This window comes from Rugosimonospora africana, assembly GCF_016862975.1.
Classification (GTDB): domain Bacteria; phylum Actinomycetota; class Actinomycetes; order Mycobacteriales; family Micromonosporaceae; genus Rugosimonospora; species Rugosimonospora africana.
Genome location: NZ_BONZ01000047.1, coordinates 1 through 19,416, shown reverse-complemented (window position 1 = coordinate 19,416; position 19,416 = coordinate 1). Strand labels below are relative to the sequence as shown.

The 19,416-nt window shown below is 70.4% G+C and carries 11 protein-coding genes; 6 read left to right on the top strand and 5 right to left on the bottom strand.

The window, feature by feature from the left end; all coding sequences use genetic code 11:
• Window positions 1-3 precede the first annotated feature (3 nt).
• The 4 genes from Raf01_RS24780 to Raf01_RS24765 form a co-directional block, all read right to left on the bottom strand.
• A complete protein-coding gene (locus Raf01_RS24780; protein WP_203920404.1) occupies window positions 4-1,245 on the bottom strand; it encodes an RNA polymerase sigma factor in 1,242 nt (413 codons plus the stop codon).
• The gene (locus tag Raf01_RS24775) at window positions 1,242-1,664 is read right to left on the bottom strand and encodes a YciI family protein (RefSeq protein WP_203920395.1); all 423 of its coding nucleotides are present in this window, start codon (window positions 1,662-1,664) and stop codon (window positions 1,242-1,244) included. Before Raf01_RS24775 ends, Raf01_RS24780 begins: the two co-directional genes overlap by 4 nt.
• A gap of 152 nt (window positions 1,665-1,816) precedes the next feature.
• Window positions 1,817-3,313 (bottom strand): NHL domain-containing protein, encoded by a 1,497-nt coding sequence (locus tag Raf01_RS24770; RefSeq protein WP_203920394.1) that lies wholly within the window; start codon window positions 3,311-3,313, stop codon window positions 1,817-1,819.
• A 32-nt stretch (window positions 3,314-3,345) separates the two neighbouring features.
• Entirely contained in the window at window positions 3,346-5,166 is a 1,821-nt protein-coding gene (locus tag Raf01_RS24765) for a bifunctional metallophosphatase/5'-nucleotidase (RefSeq protein WP_203920393.1), read from the bottom strand.
• 151 nt (window positions 5,167-5,317) lie between these two features.
• Between Raf01_RS24765 and merB the strand changes: the two genes are divergently transcribed.
• Together merB and Raf01_RS24755 are read left to right on the top strand one after the other, a co-directional pair.
• Window positions 5,318-5,977 carry an organomercurial lyase gene (gene merB / locus Raf01_RS24760; protein ID WP_203920392.1) on the top strand — a complete coding sequence of 220 codons (660 nt, stop codon included), beginning with the start codon at window positions 5,318-5,320 and terminating at the stop codon, window positions 5,975-5,977.
• A gap of 83 nt (window positions 5,978-6,060) precedes the next feature.
• A complete protein-coding gene (locus tag Raf01_RS24755; RefSeq protein ID WP_203920391.1) occupies window positions 6,061-9,279 on the top strand; it encodes an AfsR/SARP family transcriptional regulator in 3,219 nt (1,072 codons plus the stop codon).
• A gap of 190 nt (window positions 9,280-9,469) precedes the next feature.
• On the opposite strand, the gene Raf01_RS24750 is transcribed toward Raf01_RS24755, so the two are convergent.
• Window positions 9,470-10,753, bottom strand: a complete 1,284-nt coding sequence (locus Raf01_RS24750) for a peptidase inhibitor family I36 protein (RefSeq protein ID WP_239133877.1) — start codon at window positions 10,751-10,753, stop codon at window positions 9,470-9,472.
• 241 nt (window positions 10,754-10,994) lie between these two features.
• On the opposite strand from Raf01_RS24750, the gene Raf01_RS24740 reads away from it, so the two are divergent.
• From Raf01_RS24740 to Raf01_RS24725, 4 genes are all read left to right on the top strand, one after another.
• Window positions 10,995-14,351 (top strand): DUF4132 domain-containing protein, encoded by a 3,357-nt coding sequence (locus Raf01_RS24740; RefSeq protein WP_203920390.1) that lies wholly within the window; start codon window positions 10,995-10,997, stop codon window positions 14,349-14,351.
• A gap of 69 nt (window positions 14,352-14,420) precedes the next feature.
• The gene (locus Raf01_RS24735; RefSeq protein ID WP_203920389.1) at window positions 14,421-17,768 is read left to right on the top strand and encodes a DUF4132 domain-containing protein; all 3,348 of its coding nucleotides are present in this window, start codon (window positions 14,421-14,423) and stop codon (window positions 17,766-17,768) included.
• Entirely contained in the window at window positions 17,765-18,874 is a 1,110-nt protein-coding gene (locus Raf01_RS24730) for an ATP-binding protein (RefSeq protein ID WP_203920388.1), read from the top strand. The genes Raf01_RS24735 and Raf01_RS24730 overlap by 4 nt, the downstream gene beginning before the upstream one ends.
• A partial coding sequence (locus tag Raf01_RS24725) for a DUF5682 family protein (RefSeq protein ID WP_239133876.1) occupies window positions 18,874-19,416 on the top strand: 543 nt, incomplete at its 3' end. The genes Raf01_RS24730 and Raf01_RS24725, both read left to right, overlap by 1 nt.

The following is a 19,416-nucleotide window of genomic DNA, read 5'->3' as shown; positions in this document are numbered from 1 at the left end:
CGGTCAATCGGTGAGGCGGGCGGCGCGGGTGTGAAGGTAGCGCCGTTGCGGGATGCTGTTCGTGCGGTCGGCGGCGGCCTCGTATGCCTCTCGGGCCGCGACCCGATCACCGATCATTTCCAGCAGATGCCCCCGCACAGCGAACAGGCGGTGGTCGGTGTTGAGACGGTCGTCGGTGGCCAACCCGCGCAGCAGCGCCAGCCCCGCTTCGGGGCCGTCGGCCATCGCCACCGCGACCGCGTGGTTGAGGGCCACCATGGGGTTGTCGGAGATCCGCAGCAGCAGTTCGTACAAGGCCGTGATCTGCGGCCAGTCGGTCTGGTCCGCGGTCTTCGCCTCGTCGTGCAGCGCCGCGATGGCCGCCTGAAGCTGGTAGGGGCCGGTCGGACCCCTGGGCAGCGCCTGTTCGACCAGCGCGATGCCCTCGGCGATGTGGGCGGCGTGCCAACGGTTTCGGTCCTGGTCGGCCATCGGGACCAGCAAACCGTCCGTTCCGATTCGGGCCGGGCGCCTGGCATCGGTGAGCAGCATCAGCGCCAGTAGGCCGGTCACCTCGCTGTCCTCGGGTAGTAGCGCGTGCAGCAGCCTGGCCAGGCGGATGGCCTCGGTGGACAGCTCGACCCGGTACAACTGCGCTCCGGTTGTGCTGGCGTAGCCTTCGTTGAAGATCAGGTACAGCACGTGCAGGACGGCATTGAGACGATCGGCGCGTTCGTCTGCCCCGGGTAGGCGGAACGGGATGCCGCTGGCTTTGATCCGTTGCTTGGCGCGGCTGATCCGGCGGGTCATGGTCGCCTCGGGCACCAGGAACGCCCGCGCCACCTCGGCCGTGGTGAGACCGCCGACCGCGCGCAGGGTGAGCGCGATCTGCGACGCCGCGGACAGCGCCGGATGACAGCACAGGAACAGCAGGATCAGGGTGTCGTCGCCGGCCTCCGGGCGGTCGGCCGCTGGGGCGAGCCGGTCCTCGGGCAGGGTCCAGGAGGTGACCGTGTTCTCCCTGCGCTGCCTGGCCTGTTCGTTGCGCAGCAGGTCGGTCAGCCGTCGGGACGCGACCGTGATCAGCCACCCGCGCGGGTTGGCCGGCAGGCCCTCGGCCGGCCACTGACGGGCCGCCGCGAGCAGCGCCTCCTGGGCGGCGTCCTCGGCGAGGTCGAAGTGGCCGTAGCGGCGTGTGATCGCGCCGAGAACCTGCGGCGCGAGTTCGCGCAGCAGGTTCTCGGCTCTGGTCTGCGGTCCGGTCACGGTTCCAGGTCGGTGCGGGACTCCACGATCGGCCGCACGTCCGCGTATGCGGTGCGGGCGGCGAACTCCGGTGCGGGTCCGTTGCCCAGCCGCGCGGCGATCTCGGTGGCACGGTCGAAGCTGTCGCATTCCACGATCCAGTAGCCGGCCAGTACCTCCTGAGTCTCGGCGTACGGCCCATCGGTGACCACGGGCCCGCCGTCCGCGGCGGACCCGCCGACCCGCCGGGTGTGCACCGGTGCGTCCAGACCCCTGGTTTCCACCAGTTCGCCGGATTCGACCAGTTCCTGGTTGAACTTGGTCATGAACTCGCCCAGCGCGGCGAAGTCCTCCGGCGTCCAGGCCGGCTTGCCGGTGGCCTTGCCCACCATGCCGTCGTAGTCCTGCTGCGAGGCGTACGCCATGATCATGTATTTCATCGTGGTCTCCCTGTGCTCTGTGGGCGCCGCGATGAGCGCCCTGTCACCGGAGACGTCGAAGCCCACCGGCGCGGACCGGACACGCCCCGAGCCTACGATTCGGCGTCGGGCGCCGTCTGCCGGTCAGCGGGCCGAGGACTTCCGGGTGCCTGTTACAGCGATAGGCCGGTCACCCAGAGGAGCGCCTGGTCACCGCCGACGATGTACAGGTCGCTCCCGCCGCTCGTCACCGCCACGCCCAGGGGCTCGGTCAGTTGGGCGGAAGTGGCCGGACCGAGGCGTGACTTGGTGCCGAACACTCCGGTACCGGCGACGGTGGTGATGGTGCCGCCGGTTGTCACGGCCCGTACGCGGTGGTTGAGGGTGTCGGCGATGTAGAGGTTGCCGGCGCCATCGATGGCGACCCCTTGCGGGGTGTGCAGTGCGGCCGCGTTCGCGGGGCCGCCGTCGCCGTTGTATCCGGCTGTACCGGTGCCGGCGACGGTGGTGATCGTGCCGTCGGGGCTGATCACTCGTACGCGGTTGTTGTAGGTGTCGGCGATGTAGACCTGACCGGAGGGGCCCACCGCGACCGAGCCGGGGTGGTCGAGGTGCGCCGCGGTGGCGGGGCCGCCGTCGCCCGAGTACCCGGCCGTGCCGGTACCGGCGATGACGCGCAGCTGCCCATTGCGGGCGTTGACCCGGCAGATCCGGTTGTTGTAGGTGTCGGCGATGTAGACGGTGCCGTCGGCGGCGACGGCGACGCCGGTGGGGTGATCGAGCAGCGCGCCGCGGCCCGCGCTGACGTCATTGCCGTGTCCCGCGGCGCCGGTCCCGGCGATGGTGTCGATGCGGCCCGAAGGGTCGACGCGCCGGACGCGGTTGTTGTAGGTGTCGGCGATGTAGACCGACCCGTCTCGCCCGACGGCGACCCCACCCGGGAAGTTCAGCTGGGCGTCCTTCGCGTGGCTGCGGTCGCCGGAGTACCCGGGGGTGTTGAACGCGCCCGCGACCGGGTACGACAGTCCCGTGACGGCCGACTGATCGATCGCGAGGTTCCACAACGTGACGTCGACGCCGGTCTCCGCCACCGGGGTGCGCACCTGGAACTCCGTCAGGTTGCCGCCGGCCACGGCCGCGGTGGTGGTCACCGACAGCGTCTGCGGAGTGTCCGACAGGGTCACGGTCGAGCTGTCGAAGTCCTTGACACCGTTGTTCTGATTGAGGAACACGGTGCCCTTCCCCCTGAGCGTGGCGGTGGCGTGAAGGGTCGCGCCCGGGAGCGCGGCCGCCACCGTATAGATCCACGCATTCGCGGGCACCGTCGGGCTCTGCCAGCGCACGGCCTCCTGGCCGTCGACGGTTGTCGCGGTGAGTGTCTGCAGCGGCGTGTTGATGGTGGAGATCACCTTCCACCACAGCACGTGCGGGGATGCCGTCAGCGCGGAGGGAAGGTCGCGCTGCCGCCATTTGGACGGCGCGTCGATGCGCCCGACGACTTGCGCATGGGTCGCGGCCACGTAGATGTCGCCGTCCGGACCGACGGCGACGCCCTGGTTGCGTCCGCCCGCGATCGACCCGGTGTTGAGGTTCAGGTTCGCCGCTGGCCCGGTGAAGCTGGTCTGGTTTCTTCCGCAACCGGCGATGACTGAAAGCTGTCCCGTGCTCATTGTGCTCTCCAGATCTTCGTGGTCATGCCGGTTCAGTTCGCTGCCCGCACCCGGTTCAGGGGCGCGGGGCTGATGGTGGGGTGTGCGCGCAGGTAGCTGATGAACGCCTCGCGATCGCGGCTGCCTCGGACCACCGGCTTGCTGTAGACGGTGAACCCGGTCGTCTGATCGGCGCCGAGCAGGGTGTAGGTGAGTGCCGCCAGCCGGTAGGTCGCGTTCAGGTCGATCGGTTTGCCGTCGATGAGCAGCTTGGTCGGGTCGATCCGCTGCCCGACCGGCGCGCTGGTGTCGACGGTGTAGCTGACGTTGTGAGACACGGTCAGTGGCGTGAGGGTGACCGCGCCACCTGACTGCTGGTGCCACTGCTGCTCGAGGCCGGCGTGGATGGCCGCCCCGGTCATGCCGACGATGAGCACCGGATCGCCGTAGCCGAAGTTGTTCCACGCCTCGCCGAACAGGAGCCGCCCGTCAGCGTCACCGGGAACGGGTCCCGCCGCATAGGGCAGTGGATTGTTCATCGCGCCCTGGCCGAGAGGCGCCGCCGCGAAGACCGCAAGGTCGACGTCTCCGTGCTGCTGGGCATCCCAGTAGATGGCGTCCGCGATGAGATTGCCCATCGTGCTTTCGCCGAAGTCGTTGCCGATCATCTTGAAGTCGCCGGTTTGGCGGGACACGGGGGTGGAGAACCGCTTGACGGCCTGGCCGGTCCAGTAGTTGGCGATGGCCTGCACCTGCGGATCCGGCGGTACGTCGTGGCTGTTCGGGTGGTTGGTCGAGGTCGTCAGCGAGCGGATGACCTCGCCGGTACGCGGGTCGAGCTTGAGGTTGATCTCGTTGATGAGCTGGCCGTAGCAGCCGGCCTCGACGACGGGCCGCAGGTCGCCGTTGGGGTCGGGCACCATCGCGTTGAACGGCTCGTGCCAGTGGCCGGTCACGATCGCGGAGACGTCCGCCGAGATCAGCGGCGCGATCTGGAAGCACACGCCGCTGGGGTTGGTCGCGGTGTCGTATGCCTTCCCCGCGACACCGCCCTCGTGCATGACGACGACAATCGCGTTGACCCCCTTGGCCTTCAGCTTCGCGGCCCAGGTGTTGATCGCCGTGACGTCGTCGAGCTGGCTCAGCGCCGGCTGGTAGGAGGTCGACCCGTCGGTCGTACCCGCCAGAGTCATGTGAATGAAAGCGATCGGCAGTTTCCGCCCCCGCCCCGCGTTCACGTACTCGATGTTGTAGGGCGGCACGATCGTGTAGCCGGAGTCGGTGTAGACGACGTTGGACGTGTAGAACCCGAAGTTGGCCCCGCGGAAGCGGTGTCCGGTGCTGTCGATGAAGGAGTCGTCCCGGCCAGCGACCGGCAGAGGGTCGCCCTTCAGCATGTGATCGATCAGGAACTCCGGGAACTGCTGATCGAGTTCGTGGTTGCCGACGGTGCTGAAGTTCAGCCCCATCGCGTTGAGCACCTCGATGGTGGGCTCGTTCGCCAGCGCGTCGGCCTCGAACGCCCAGCCCGAGAAGTTGTCGCCCGCCGAGAAGAAGAGCGAGTTGGCCTTGCCCGCTCGCAGTCTCTTCAGGTGCGCCGCCAGATACCCGGCCCCACCGACAAGCGTCTGGACGCCGGCCGCGTTCTGGACCAGGTTGTAGCCGCCGACTTCGGTGGGCTGCAAGTACCCGTGCAGGTCGGTGATGCTCAACAGCTGCACGTCCACATACGCCTTCGGGTCCACCTCGACGGCGTTCTCCGAGGCGTATGCGGTGCTGCCGGGAATCGCCGACTCGCCTACTCCCGCGACCACCAACCCGGCCGCGACGCCACCGATGAATCCGCGTCGGCTGAGTCCGTTCCAACTACCCATGTGTCACCATCCACCTCGGCACCGACCTTGATCATTGTGGCGCGCTGACCGATGCTCGCGGCGGGCGGTGAACGCACGACGACACCAGCCTGGACGAGCAAACAACAAAGGAGGGCGGCGCGGGAGTTCGTGGCGGACCTACGATGCGATCATGGATCTTGAAACGCTGCGGCTTGCGGTCTACCACTCATTCGCCGGCACCGGGCGCGCGCCAAGCCCCGAAGACCTGGCCGACGAACTGGCCGTAGACGTGGCGGCGGTGCGCGCGGGAATGGACGAGCTGGCCCGCGCCCGCCACCTCGCCCTCGACGGATCCGGCCAGATCGTCATGGCCCATCCGTTCTCCGCCGTCCCACTCGGTTTCGCGGTCATGGGCAAGCGGACGCTGTGGTGGGGAGGCTGCGCCTGGGACTCCTTCGCGCTGCCGCACTTGCTTCCCGACGAGGGCGAGGTTCTCATCTCCACCCGCTGCCCCGCCTGCTCCCGGCCACACGCCTGGAACGTCGGCACGCAGCGACCACCGGCCGGTGACCAGATCGCCCACTTCCTGGTGCCCGCCGCGCACATGTGGGACGACGTCGTCCATACCTGCGCGCACCAGAGCCTGTTCTGCTCCGAAGACTGCGTCGACGACTGGTGCCGGACAACCGGGTCCGCGCGCGGCTACGTCATGGACCTCGACACCCTGTGGCGTTTCGCTTCGCGGTGGTACGAAGGGCGCCTGGAACGCGGCTACACCAGGCGGGAGCCGGCCGCGGCGCGGGAATACCTGCGGGGCGTCGGACTCTCGGGATCCTTCTGGGGTCTCTGAACGCGTCGCCGCCTGTCCCCATCCAGCGTCGCCGGTCTATGCTTGCACCTTGCCGCGCGCTCGGTGATCGGGGGGACGAAGCCATGCGACTGCGGATTCTCGGCCCGGTCGAGGTGTGGGTCAACGACTCGCTCGTACCGGTGCGTCGCCCCCGGCAGCGCGCCACCCTCGCCTACCTACTCCTGCACGCCAACCGTACGGTGTCCACCGCGATGCTGATCGACGCGCTGTGGGGCGACGCCGCACCGGCCACCGCGCGAGCCCAGGTCCAGGCGGACATCTCCGCGTTGCGCCGGACCCTGGCCGACGCCGGCGCCGACCGGACGATCGAGTCCCGGCCGGCCGGCTACCGGGCCGTGGTCGACCCCGCCCACCTCGACTACCTCGACTTCACCGGCCGGGTCGCCGAGGCGCGCGAGAGCCCCGACCCGGACGGCGGCGCCGCCGCCCTGCGCCGCGCGCTCGACCTCTGGCAGGGTCCGGCGCTGGCCGACGTGGACGCCGCGTACGTGCCGGCCGCCCGGGTGCATCTGGACGAGCAGCGGATCGCTGCCTACGAGCAGTTCGCCGAGCTGGAGCTGACGCTCGGCCGGCATTTCGAACTGGCCACGGAGCTGGCCGCTGTCGTGGCCGCCAACCCGATCCGGGAACGCCTGCGCGGTCAGCTCATGCTCGCTCTCCATCGCAGCGGCCGGACCGCCGACGCGCTCGCCGTCGCCCGCGAACTGCGTGCCCTGCTGACCGAGCAGCAGGGCCTCGACCCCGGTCCGGCGATCGTCGACCTGGAGCGGCGGATCCTCCGCGCGGACGCGACGGTGGGGCCGGCGGTCGGCGAAGCGCCGGCATCGCGCCTCAATGGAGTGTCCCGCTTCGTCAACGGGGAGCGCGCCCTGTCCCAGCTTGAGGCATTGGCTGCCGACGAGCGCGGGGAGCACGGTGCGGTTGCGGTCATCTCCGCCTCGGGCGTCTCGCGCAACGGGGCTCCGGGCAACGGCGCTCCAGGCAACGGCGCTCCAGGCAACGGCGCTCCAGGCAACGGCGCTCCAGGCAACGGCGCTCCGGGCAGCGGGGCTTCGGGAAACGGCAACGCAGCCACCCCGCCGCGGCCTGCGACGGGAGAGCCGGCCGGCGCGTCAAACCACGGGCCGGCCAGAGTCGTACCGGCACAGCTGCCACCGGATGTGTCCGCCTTCACCGGGCGCGACGAGCAGTTGGCGGCGCTCGACGCGATACTGGCCGGCTCGACCGATCAGCCCACCGCGGTGGTCATCGCTGCCGTGTCCGGTACCGCCGGTGTGGGCAAGACGGCGCTGGCCGTGCGGTGGGCGCACGGCGTGAAGAACCGGTTTCCCGACGGGCAGCTGTACCTCAACCTGCGCGGCTACGATCCCGACAGGCCGACGAGCCCCGCCGACGCGCTGACCCGGCTGCTGACCGCGCTCGACGTGTCCGCCAGGGACATTCCCGCCGAGGTGGAGGATCAGGCGGCCCGCTACCGCACCCAGACTGCCGACCGGCGCATCCTGATCCTCCTGGACAACGCGGCATCGGTCGAGCAGGTCCGCCCGCTGCTGCCCGGCGGCAACGCCTGCATGGTCCTGGTGACCAGCCGCGATCGGCTGGGTGGTCTGGTCGCCGTCAACGGCGCCCACCGCGTCGACCTTGACGTCCTGTCCGTGGCCGACGCGCATACCCTGCTGCGCCGGCTGATCGGCCCCCGCGCGGACGCGGACCCCACCTCGGTTGCCGCCCTCGCCGAACTGTGCGCCCGCCTCCCGCTGGCGCTGCGGGTCGCCGCGCAGTTGGCCGCCTCCCTTCCGGTCGTAGCGCTCGCCCAACTCATCGCCGAACTGGCCGATCACCAGCGACGGCTGGAGCTGCTCGACGCCGGCGACGACCCACGTGCCAACGTGGCGGCCGTCTTCTCCTGGTCGGTACGGCATCTGCCGCCACCGGCCGCGCGCACGTTCGGGCTCCTCGGACTGCATCCCGGCCCCGACTTCGACAGCTACGCGACCGCGTGTCTGGCCGGCACCGGTGTCGAGGACGCCCGCCGCACACTGCGGTTGCTCACCAGGGCCAACCTCATCTTCCCGACCGGCCCCGGCCGGGCCGGCATGCACGACCTGTTGCGCGCCTATGCCCGCAGCCTCGCCGTCCACGAGCCAGCCCACGAGCCAGCCAACGGCACCGCGGACGATGCCGCCGAGAGTCCGCGCGATGACCCGCGTGCCGTGCAGGGTCGCTTGTTCGACTACTACCTGACGACGGCCGCGTCCGCGATCGGCGTCCTGTACCCGTTCGAAACCCCGGACGAGTCCCCCTTCCCTCCGGCCGCTACCCCCGCCCCGGTCTTCGACGAACCGGGCACGGCGCGGGACTGGCTGGACGCGGAGCGGGCCTGCCTGGCCGCGATCGTCGCCTACACGGCGGCCCACGGCTGGCCGAACCACGCCATCCACCTACCGGCCGTGCTGTTCCGCCACCTCGGCGGCGGCCACCCCGCCGACGCGCTCGCCATGCACGGCCACGCCCGGACGGCAGCCAGGCAGGTCAACGACCGCAACGGCGAGGCTCTCGCGCTCAACGGTCTCGGCGCCGCCTGCCTGTACCTGGGCAGGTACGGATCGGCCATCGAGCATTACGAGCGGGCTCTGGCACTGTTCCGCGAGCTCGGTGACCAAGCCGGCGAGGCCCGCGCGCTCAACAACCTCGGCGCCGTTCTTCTCCAGTTGGGTGAGTACGAACCGGCGGCCCTGCGCCTGCGCGACAGCCTGGAATTGTTCCGGCGGCTCGGCCACGTCGCCCGCCAGGGCACGGCCCTGACCAATCTCGGCGTCATCGAGGCCGCGCTCGGCCGGTCGGAGCGGGGAGCCGAGTACCACCGGGAGGCCCTCGCCCTGCACCGGCGGACCGGCAACCCGACCGGCGAGGCCCGCGCCCTGACCGACCTGGGCATCGTCGAGCAGCAACTGGGCGAGCACGAGCAGGCCGCCGCGGACCACCGGCGGGCCCTGACCCTCTTCCTGGAGGCCGGTGACCGCCACGGGGAGACGTGGGCCCGTAACGGCCTCGGCGAGTGCGCCCTCGCCGCCGGAGACCCGGACGAGGCCGTCGCCCAGCACACCGCCGCGCTCGACATCGCCAACCGGATCGGCGCGTGCGACCAGAAGGCCCGCGCCCAGGCCGGCCTGAGTGCGGCGCACCGTGCCCTGGACGATCCGATGCGCGGTAGCGAGCACCTGGGCAAGGCCGACGCGATCGACTGCGGGCTCGACAGGCCCGACGGCGACCAGCGCTGACAGCGGACGGCTTCGACGCCGGCCGGTACTGGAGGCTGTGCGTCGTCAACGACGTGTCACCGGCGGTCGGCGATCGAATCGCGGGTGCGGGGCAGCGTGGCGGTGGCGGCAGACGCCCCCGTATTGCCGCGCTGCCACCACCGCCGCGACCCGCCCCCGCTCAACCGAGGCGGACTCGCTCGCTCAGGACTCAGGAGGCGGTGTAACCGTCGAAGTAGTGCACTCCGTCGTGGGCGGTGTCGCCCGATGCCGTTCTCCGGTTGGTGTTGAACCAGAGCCTGTTCCCGGTACCGACTCCGACGCCCTCTATCTCGAAAAGGTTAGGGTACGCGCTGGAGGTGATCCGGAAGGACAGGTTGTTGTCCGCGTAGATCGTGCCCGAGGCAGTGGACACATTCCGGTAGACAAGAACGATGCTGACGTTCTCGTAGGTCAGCGGGAAGTACAGGGTGTTGTTGTAGTAGCCGATCCCCTGGGTCGCATACGAGGTGATGTTGGCGACGGTGCTGCCGTTGACCAGCGCGTTCTCGATGTTCACGTAGAATGCGTCGGTCACATTGATGGTGCCGCTGGTCGCGTTCAGTGGAAGTGAGCCGCGGTAGAAGTTTCGGCCGCTCTTCAAGAGGAAGTAGATGTTGCTGGCATCCTTGCCGGTGATTTTCACGCCGGACATGGCCTTGTTCGCGCCGTTGTATTTGATCGTGTAGCTGCCCACCTTGTAATAGGTGGTTCCCACGTACTTGAGCTTCACGAGACTTGTGCTGCCGGCCGCCATGGTGACGGCGAACATGTAGTAGTTCCCGCCATCCGAACTCAGCACGAGGTCATTGGCATGACCGAGATAACTCGCGGTCGTCCCCCCGCTGTCGCCGTTTGTCATGAGCGTGGTGGTCCCGTCGCTCATCGCGGTGCGGTAGATGACCGCCGCAGTATCGGCATCGTTGATCTTCACGGTGTAGGTGTAGCTGGACCCTACGGCGAACCCCTCCGCGGCGTAACAACTGTTCGCGTTACCGAGCGTCGCGACATCGCTGTACGTGTTGTAATACTCCGCACCGGCCGCGATCAGCTCGTGCGAGGCGTTGTTGTTCTTCAGTGTCGAGTTGAGGTTGCCCTTGGCGCCCGCGGCGAAGTCCTGGTAAGAGCCGGCGTAGCCGGTGTTGTAGTAGACCCGGACGGTCTGGCTGGATCGGTTCCACACCGACGCGGCGTTGTTCTTGATGCAGGTGCCCGCACCGTTGCCGGAGCCCCTGAAGTCGTAGCAGGACGGTTCCGTGGTGCCGTAGTCGCTGACCGAGGTGGTGAAGTCGGAGACGGCGCCGGCTTCGTCGCTGTTGTAGTAGTAGCAGAACTCGCCGCTGTCGCAGACCCCGTCACGGCCGGCCGCATTCGCCGGCGACGCGATGACAAAGACCGGCGCGGCAAACGCCAGGGTCACGGCAACAGCGGTGACGATCCGTCTGAGCATTGTCATTACTCAATTCTCCTTGTCTATTCCCGGAATCTGATCACCATGGGCCTATCGTCGATCGGTCGAATCACGCAACGCTCACGCACCGCTCACGCGCCACGGCTTGTCCGCCGTCGCCGGCTCACCGTAACTGTTCGGCTGGGTTTCGGGGAGACAGGTCTGTCCATTGTGGAGTTGGGTGAGGGCTTCGAGGGGCACGGCCAGCCGCTACAGTGAGCGGCTGGCATCCGGATGCTCTACGGGAGTGGCTGTGGGTAGGCGGGACGAGGACACCTTCCAGTTTCCGGCGGCGTGGCTGGGCAGCGTCCATCCCCGTCGCGGTGGAGTGGCGTGCCCGCCGCAGATCAAGGGCGATCCCGGAAGCGGAATTCGCGCGCTCGTGGAGTCGATCCGTACCCAGATCGATCAGGTCATCGCGGACGACCGCAGCGATGCCCGGCTCGTCTCGGATGCGCGGGGCTACCTCGCGGGTGACGGGAGCCTCGCGGGCGCGGCGGCTGTCGCGGGCATCGCGGCAGAGTTCCTGCGCAGGTCCGGGCGGACCAAGCTCGCGGTGTTCGCGGACGACTGGGTGGCGACGCACGGTGTCGTCGGGGCGGCACGGGCCGCCGCGGAGCTGGCCGGGGTCACTGTCGTCAGCGAATATTTCGGACCACGTGACCGGCAGGGAGACTTCGTGCGGCGGGTCCGCCCGGATGAGCGCGAGGGGTGGCACCTGCCGTGGCACGGCACGCTCCGCCGGGTACGGGCGCACCTGGCCGTCGCGCCCGAGCACGAGTACCGCCAGGCGGTCCAGACCCTGGCGGGGTACCGCGAACAGTCGCTGCGGCAGCGCATCGTGGCCGCGTACCTGGTGCCGACCGAGCACGCGTGGGTCGCCGAGATGTGCGCCGGCAAGCTCGCCGACGACAACCTCGCCCTGTTGTCGCTGGGCACCCGGGAACAACTCGACGCGGTCGCCGATCGCGTCTATGGCTTCTCGGTCGCCGACGACCTGGAGACCCTCGCCACGCTGGTCGACGCCGTCGGCCCGGCGGTAGTCCCCGCGGTCGCCGGTTGGCTGGACGAGGTGGACACGGCGGATCCGACCCGGCGGCTGCTCGGCGTGCTGGCCGCGATGCCCACGGACGAGGCATTCGCGGCACTGGTGAAGCGCGTGAACCGTCCGTACGTGGGGCCCGCGCTCATCGAGGCGACAGACCGGTACCCGAGGCGGGCGCTTCGGTTGCTGGCCGCTGCGGCAAGCGGCGAGTCACACGTCGCCGGGCCGGCCGGTGAGCTGCTGCGACGGCTTGTGGCAGCCCACCCCGAGCTGGCCGTGGACGAACTGCCCTCACTGGGCGGCGCGGCGCGAGAGCTCGTCGAGTCGTCGATGCGCAAGGCCCCGGCCGCCTACCTGCCGGCGCCGCCGGAGGCGCTGCCGCCGGTGCTGGTCGATCCGCCGTGGACCGGTAAGCGCACCCGTACCAAGGCCGCCGTCGTCGCGGGCCTGCGCCCGTCGGTACCCACCGCGTTGGCTTGGCTGCCCGGCGAACGGGAGGAGTGGTTGGCCAGCGAGGACATCGCTCCACTCGGCTGGGATGCCTACGCACGCTTCCGGCATGAGGGCGCGATCCAGTGGCAGTCGATGGTGGCGGTATTCGCCGCCGGTGAGCTGCCCGCCTACCTCGAGGTGCGCTTCCTTGCCGAGGCGCCGGTCGAGGTCGCGGCGCCGCTGCTGGACGTGTGGCAGCCGTACCAACGTTCGTGGGTGGAGCCGTGGGTCCGCTTCGCTGTGGCCCGCTTCGGGCTCGCCGCCGTACCCGCGGCGATCCGCGCGGCAGCGGCCAGCCCGGCGGTGCTGGCCGAAGTGCTGTTGCCGGTGCGCGATGCCGGGGTGGCGGTGCAGATGGCTGACTGGTTCGTCCGCCTGAGGACGGTCCGGGCCTTGGCGCTGTCGTGGCTGCGACGGCACGCCGAGACCGCCGCGCTCGCCCTGATCCCGGTCGCGTTGGGCAAGCCGGGCCGGGAACGGACCACCGCCGAGACCGCGCTGCGGGCGGTGACGGCCGGTGGTCTGCAGGGGACCGTACTTGCCGCGGCGCAGACGTACGGGCCGGAGGCCGCAGCCGGGATCCAACAACTGCTGACGACCGATCCGGTGGAGGTGGTACCGGCCCGCGTACCGGACCTGCCGGCATGGCTGGAGCTACGCCAGCTGCCGCAGGTACTGCTGCGCGACCGTCGCCACGCGCTACCCGAGGAGTCGACGCGGCACCTGTGCACGATGCTGGCCATCTCCAAGCCGGGCAACGTATACGCCGGCCTCGACGTGGTGCGGGAGCACTGCGATCCGGCCAGCCTCGCCGAGTTCGGCTGGCAGCTGTTCCAGCTGTGGCAGGCGGTCGGCGCGCCGGCCAAGGACAACTGGGCACTGGATGGGCTCGGCTGTGTCGGTGACGACGAGACCGTTCGCCGGCTCGGCCCGCTGATCCGGAGCTGGCCCGCCGAGGGCCTGCACGCCCGCGCGGTGACCGGCCTCGAGGTGCTGGCCAACCTGGGTACCGATCTGGCGCTTTCGCAGCTGCACAGCATCGGGCAGAAGGCGAAGTCCCGCCGCCTGCGGGACCGGGCGAACAGCAGGATCGCCGATGTCGCGGCGGGCCTCGGGCTCACCGGGGAACAGCTGGCAGACCGGCTGGTACCCGATCTGGGCCTGCGACCCGACGGCAGCCTCAGCCTCGACTACGGGTCGCGCCGCTTTGTCGTCGGCATCGACGAACAGCTCAAGCCATACGTCATCGACCCGGACGGGCGGCGCCGCAAGGATCTGCCCAAGCCCGGAGCCCGCGACGACGAGGCACTGGCCACCGTGGCGTACCAGCGTTTCGCCGCGTTGAAGAAGGACAGCCGGACCGTCGCGGCGGATCAGATCCGCCGCCTGGAGCAGGCGATGGTCACGCAGCGCCGGTGGACCGCGAGCGAGTTCCGCGAGTTGTTCGTCGCTCATCCGCTGCTGTGGCACATCGCGCGCCGGCTGGTGTGGCTGATCCGCGATGGTGACAGGGAGGTCGGCGCGCTGCGGGTCGCCGAGGACCGGACGTTCGCCGACGTCGACGACGAGACCGTCGCTCTGGGCGACGACCTGAGTGTGGGCATCGCCCACCCGCTGCACCTCGCGGACGCGCTGCCCCGCTGGGCCGAGGTGTTCGACGACTACGAGATTCTGCAGCCGTTCCCGCAACTGGCCCGCGAGGTCCACGCGCTGACCGCCGAGGAGCGCGACTCGCCGGCTCTCGCCCGGTACCGGGGAATCACCGTACCCGCGGTCAAGGTGCTCGGCCTGGAACGGCGAGGCTGGGTACGGGGTGAGACCCAGGACGGCGGAGTGCAGGGCTGGGTTTACCGGATCGTTCCGGGCGGACGGGCGGTCGTGGCCGCTCTCGATCCCGGGCTCTACGTGGGGTCGGCGGCCAACTCGCCGGACCAGACGGTCGGGGAGATCTGGCTCAACGGCCGCCCGTCCGGTGCCTGGCGGCGCACGGGCGATCTCCGGTTCGGCGAGCTGGACGCGGTGACCGCCTCGGAGCTGCTGCGGGACCTGCGGGAGCTGGACGGCTGACACGGGGACGGCTTTCTGTCGGTACCCGCGGTTAGAGTGTCGCCCGTCGTGAGGGTCGAGGAGGCAGCGGTGGCGGGCGCACAGGACGGCAAGACAGTTGGGGCAGTCGACGAGCACACCTTCGTCTTCCCCGCCGGGTGGCGCAGGCTCGTCTTTCCGCGCCGGGGTGGGGTGCCCGGGCCGAGTCTGTCCTCCGACGCCGAGTCCGGAGCGGAACTCGTGCGGGCCGCGAAATCCACCATCCAGCGGCGGCTCACCCATCCGGCCAGCGATCCGGCGCTCGTCGCGGCCACCGAGGCATACCTGGCCGACCCGGAGACGGGTCCAGCGACGGGCGCGGGTGTGGTGGCCGGACTGGTCGGGTGCGATCTCGGGTGGTCGCATACGGAGCAACTGTCGAAGGTCGCGGACGCCTTCGTGGCCACCCGCGGCGTCGTCTTCGCCGCCGAGGCCGCCGTGCATGCGACGGGGCTGGAATTCGGCGGCTACCTGCACAACGGCCAGCAGGTCGAGCCCCATCTGACGCGCGGCACCGGCGGTGGGTGGGGCTACTTCCCGCACTGGGTCGCGCTCGCCGGCCGGGTGCGGGCCCACCTGGCCGTCGCCCCGCCCGAAGACTACGCGGCGGCCATCGCCGCCGTGGAGGTCCTGCGCCCGCAGTCGTCGCAGTCACGGGTGGCCACCTCGTTCCTGCTGCCCACCCAGCGGTCATGGGTGGATGCCGACTGCGCCGCGTTGGCCAGTGGCGGCGACCATTACGTCGGGAAGCTGCTGTGGTGCTCGGCGACCACGGCCGAACAGTTCGACCTGGTCGCGCCCTACGTCGACGGGTGGTGGGGAGCGCGGGACTCCGCGGTGCTGGCGACCGCGGCGGACGGGGCCGGCCCGACGATCACGCCGCACCTGCTGGCCTGGTTCGACGACGGATACCTGGACGCCGACGCGCAGCAGCGCATCCTCGGCACGCTGGCCAATTTCCCGACCGATGAGGCGTTCGCGGGCCTGATCGCCCGGCTCGACCGCAAGTATGTGCCTCTCGCCGCCATGGAAGCGGCCCGGCGGTTTCCCCGGCGTGCGCTGGGGCTGCTCGCCGCCGACAACGGGCGGGCCGCCGCGGTTATGCTCCGCAGCCACGTTCTGGCCAATCGGGGCCTCGTCGCCGACGAACTCGAGCGGTTGACGCCGGCCGCACGGGCGCGGGTGGAGGCGATCCTCGCGGAGTCGTCCTCGGTTCCCGTGGCTCCGCCCGAGGTGCTGCCGCCGGTTCTGGTGACGCCGCCGTGGACCGTCGAGCGGCCGGCGGCGAAGCCGACGGTGGTGACCGGGCTCGACTTCGCGGATGGACCGGTCATGGCGTGGGCGGCGGGCGAACAGGAGGCGTGGGCAGCCAGGCAGCCACCGCACGCCGAGTGGTGGAAGCTCGACACGTCGATCGATGACGCCGTCGAGCGGTTCAAGGCCGGGAGCTTGAAGGGGCACCACGAGGTGACCCTCATGCTGACCGGACCGCGCGATCAGATCGCGCCGCTGCTGCCCGGCTGGCGACCCGACCGCGTGTGGGACGGCGACCAGTGGATGCCACCGATCATCGCGCGATACGGGCTGGCCGCGTTGCCGGCCACCCTGCATCTGGCGCGCACACTGCCGGCCAGCTGCACCACGCTGCTGTTGCCGTACGCCAGCGCCGACGTCGCCGGGCTCATGGCCGACGCGTTCGCCCGGCTCAAGTCGCTGCGCTCGCTGGCCATGACCTGGTTCGACCGGCACGCGGCGTACGCCGCGCGGGCGTTGACGCCGCAGGCACTGGGCAAGCCCGGCCCGACCAGGCGAGCGGCCGAGGAATCGCTCCGGACGATCGCGGTCCGGCACCGCGACGATGTCATGGCCGCCGCCGACACGTTCGGCCCGCGGGCCCGCGCGGGGCTGGAGGCTCTGCTCGGCGCCGATCCGCTGCACATGCTGCCCACGCGCATTCCGGCCCTGCCGACGTGGGCGGAGCCGAGCCTGCTCCCCCGGGTTCTGCTGGCCGACCGGTCCTCGGCACTGGGCGACGAGTCGGTCCGGCACCTGTGCACCATGCTGGCCATCTCCAAGCCCGGCGACGTCTACGCCGGCGTACCCCTGGTCCGTGACCTGTGCGACCGGGGATCGCTGGCCGAGTTCGCCTGGTCGCTGTTCACCCAGTGGCAGTCGGTCGGCACGCCCCCGAAGGAAGCGTGGCCGCTGCACGCGCTGCGGTGGCTCGGCGATGATGAGACGGTGCGGCGGCTGTCGCCGGTGATCCGGGCCTGGCCCGGCGAGGGCGGGCACGCCAAGGCTCTGATCGGCCTCGACGTGCTGGCCGAGATCGGATCGGACCTGGCGCTGATGCACCTGCACGGCATCGCGCAGAAGGCCAAGTTCAAGGGCTTGAAGGACAGGGCGACGGAGAAGGTCGCCGAGGTCGCCGCCAGCCTCGGCTTGACCGCCGACCAGTTGACCGATCGGCTCGTGCCCGACCTCGGCCTGGACGCGAACGGGTCGCTGACCCTGGACTACGGTCCCCGCCGGTTCGTCGTCGGGTTCGACGAGCAGCTCAAGCCCTACGTGACCGACGAGGCCGGCGCGCGCCGCAAGGACCTGCCCAAGCCCGGAGCGCGCGACGACCAGCAGCTCGCACCGGCGGCCTACCAGCGGTTCAGCGGGTTGAAGAAGGACGTGCGGACCATCGCGACCGATCAGATCCGCCGGTTGGAGGCGGCGATGGTCGCCCAACGACGGTGGCCGGCGGATGAGTTCCGGGACTACTTCGTGCGGCACCCGCTGCTGTGGCACATCATCCGGCGGCTGGTCTGGACCGCCACCGTCGACGGCGGGGAGCCGACCGCGTTCCGGGTCGCGGAGGACCGCACCTGTGCCGATGTGGCCGACGACGGCTACGACCTGCCGGCCGAGGCCACCATCGGCCTGGCTCACCCGCTGCACCTGGGTGGGCAGGTCGCGGCCTGGTCGGAGGTGTTCGCCGACTACGAGATCCTGCAGCCGTTCGCTCAGTTGGGTCGGGTGGTGTATGAGCTGACGGCCACCGAACGGCAGGCGGCCGAGCTGACCCGGTTCGCCGGTCTGACCGTACCCACGACCACCGTCCTCGGCCTCGAGCGGCGCGGCTGGCGGCGCGGCGAGCCGCAGGATGCCGGCATTCAAGGCTGGATCTGGCGGGCCACCCCCGACGGCCGGGCCATCGTCGCCGATCTCGATCCCGGCATCCCGGTCGGTGCGCTGGACATCTTTCCCGAGCAACAGATCACCTCCATCTGGATCAACGATGGTCCGTCGGGAGGATGGCGTCCGCACCAGCCGCACCGTGTTTTCGGCGACCTGGATGCGGTGACGGCTTCGGAGATGCTGCGTGACCTGACGGAGGTACTGGCGCGATGACCCGCACGACAGGCAGGGCGGCCGGCCCGATGGCGCAGCGCCCGTCGGCCGAGACTCGCCACGCGGACGAACTCGCCCGGCTCCGGGACGCCGACAAGGGTGAGCGGCCGCCGGGTTGGGCGTTGAGCCTGCAGGCGGCGCGTACCTTCATCGTGGGCGACCCGGCGGCCGGGATCAGCCGCAAGTTCGTCGGCGATCCGTCTCTGATCGACCGGGCGCTGGTCACCCTCGCCACCAGCAGGGGGCTGATGCTGGTCGGCGAGCCCGGCACGGCCAAGTCGCTGCTGTCGGAGCTGCTGGCCGCGGCGGTCAGTGGAGACTCCACATTGGTCATCCAGGGTGGCGCGGCCACCACCGAGGACCAGATCAAGTATTCGTGGAACTACGCGCTGCTGGTCGCCGAGGGTCCGTCGCCCCGGTCCCTGGTCGCCGCGCCGCTGCTGAGGGGCATGGCCGAAGGCCGGGTGGTGCGGTTCGAAGAGATCACTCGCTGTCCGCTGGAGGTGCAGGACTGTCTGCTGTCGCCACTGTCGGACCGGATGCTGGCCATCCCGGAGCTGACCGGCGACGACGGGCTCGTCTTCGCCCAGGAGGGTTTCACGGTCATCGCCACCGCGAACACCCGTGACCGGGGCGTCAACGAGATGAGCGCCGCGCTCAAGCGCCGGTTCAACTTCGAGACCGTCTTCCCCATTCCGGACCTGGCCACCGAGCTGGAGCTGGTCCAGTCGCAGGCGACCGAACTGCTGCAGCGCTCGGGCGTACGCGTTCCGCCGCGCCAGGATGTCCTCGAGGTGCTGGTCACCACGTTCCGGGAGCTGCGCAGCGGCATCACCGAACGCGGCGACGGCATGGAGCGGCTCAGCGCGGTGATGAGCACCGCCGAGGCGGTGTCCGTCGCGCACGCGGTCGGTCTACGGGGCTGGTTCCTGCGCGGTGAGGCGGGAGACGCCGGCGACATCGTCGCGTGCCTGGCCGGCACCGCGGCGAAGGACAACGCCGACGACCTGGCGAGGCTGCGCCGCTACCTGGAGCAGCAGGCTCTCGCACGGTCCGGCGCGCAGTGGCAGGCGCTGCACGCCTCGCGGCATCTGCTGCCCGGCTGATGAGCGCGGACACCTCGGCGCAGATCACCATCGTCGGCGTCCGGCACCACAGCCCCGCCTGCGCCCGCCTCGTCGCCGACACCATCGAAGCGCTGCGGCCGGCCTACGTGCTGGTCGAAGGGCCGTGCGACATGAACGACCGGATGAGCGAGCTGCTGCTCGGGCACACCCTGCCGGTCGCGATCTTCACCTCGTACCGCGACGGTGAACGCACGCACGCCTCATGGGGACCGCTGTGCGCGTACTCCCCCGAGTGGGTCGCGCTGGAGCGGGGCCGGGCGGCCGGTGCCGACGTCCGCTTCATCGACCTGCCCGCGTGGCATCCGGCATTCGAACGACGGGAAAACCGGTACGCCGATGCCGAAGAGCGCTACCACGAGGCGACGGAGCGCCTGTGCGTCGCGTTCGGGATGGACAACGCGGATACGCTGTGGGATCACCTCGTGGAGGCCGCGCCGGCAGACGGGCTCGCAGACCGGCTGAGCGTCTACTTCCAGACGCTGCGGGGCGACGCCGATGCCGCGCAGCTTGTCGGAGCGGCT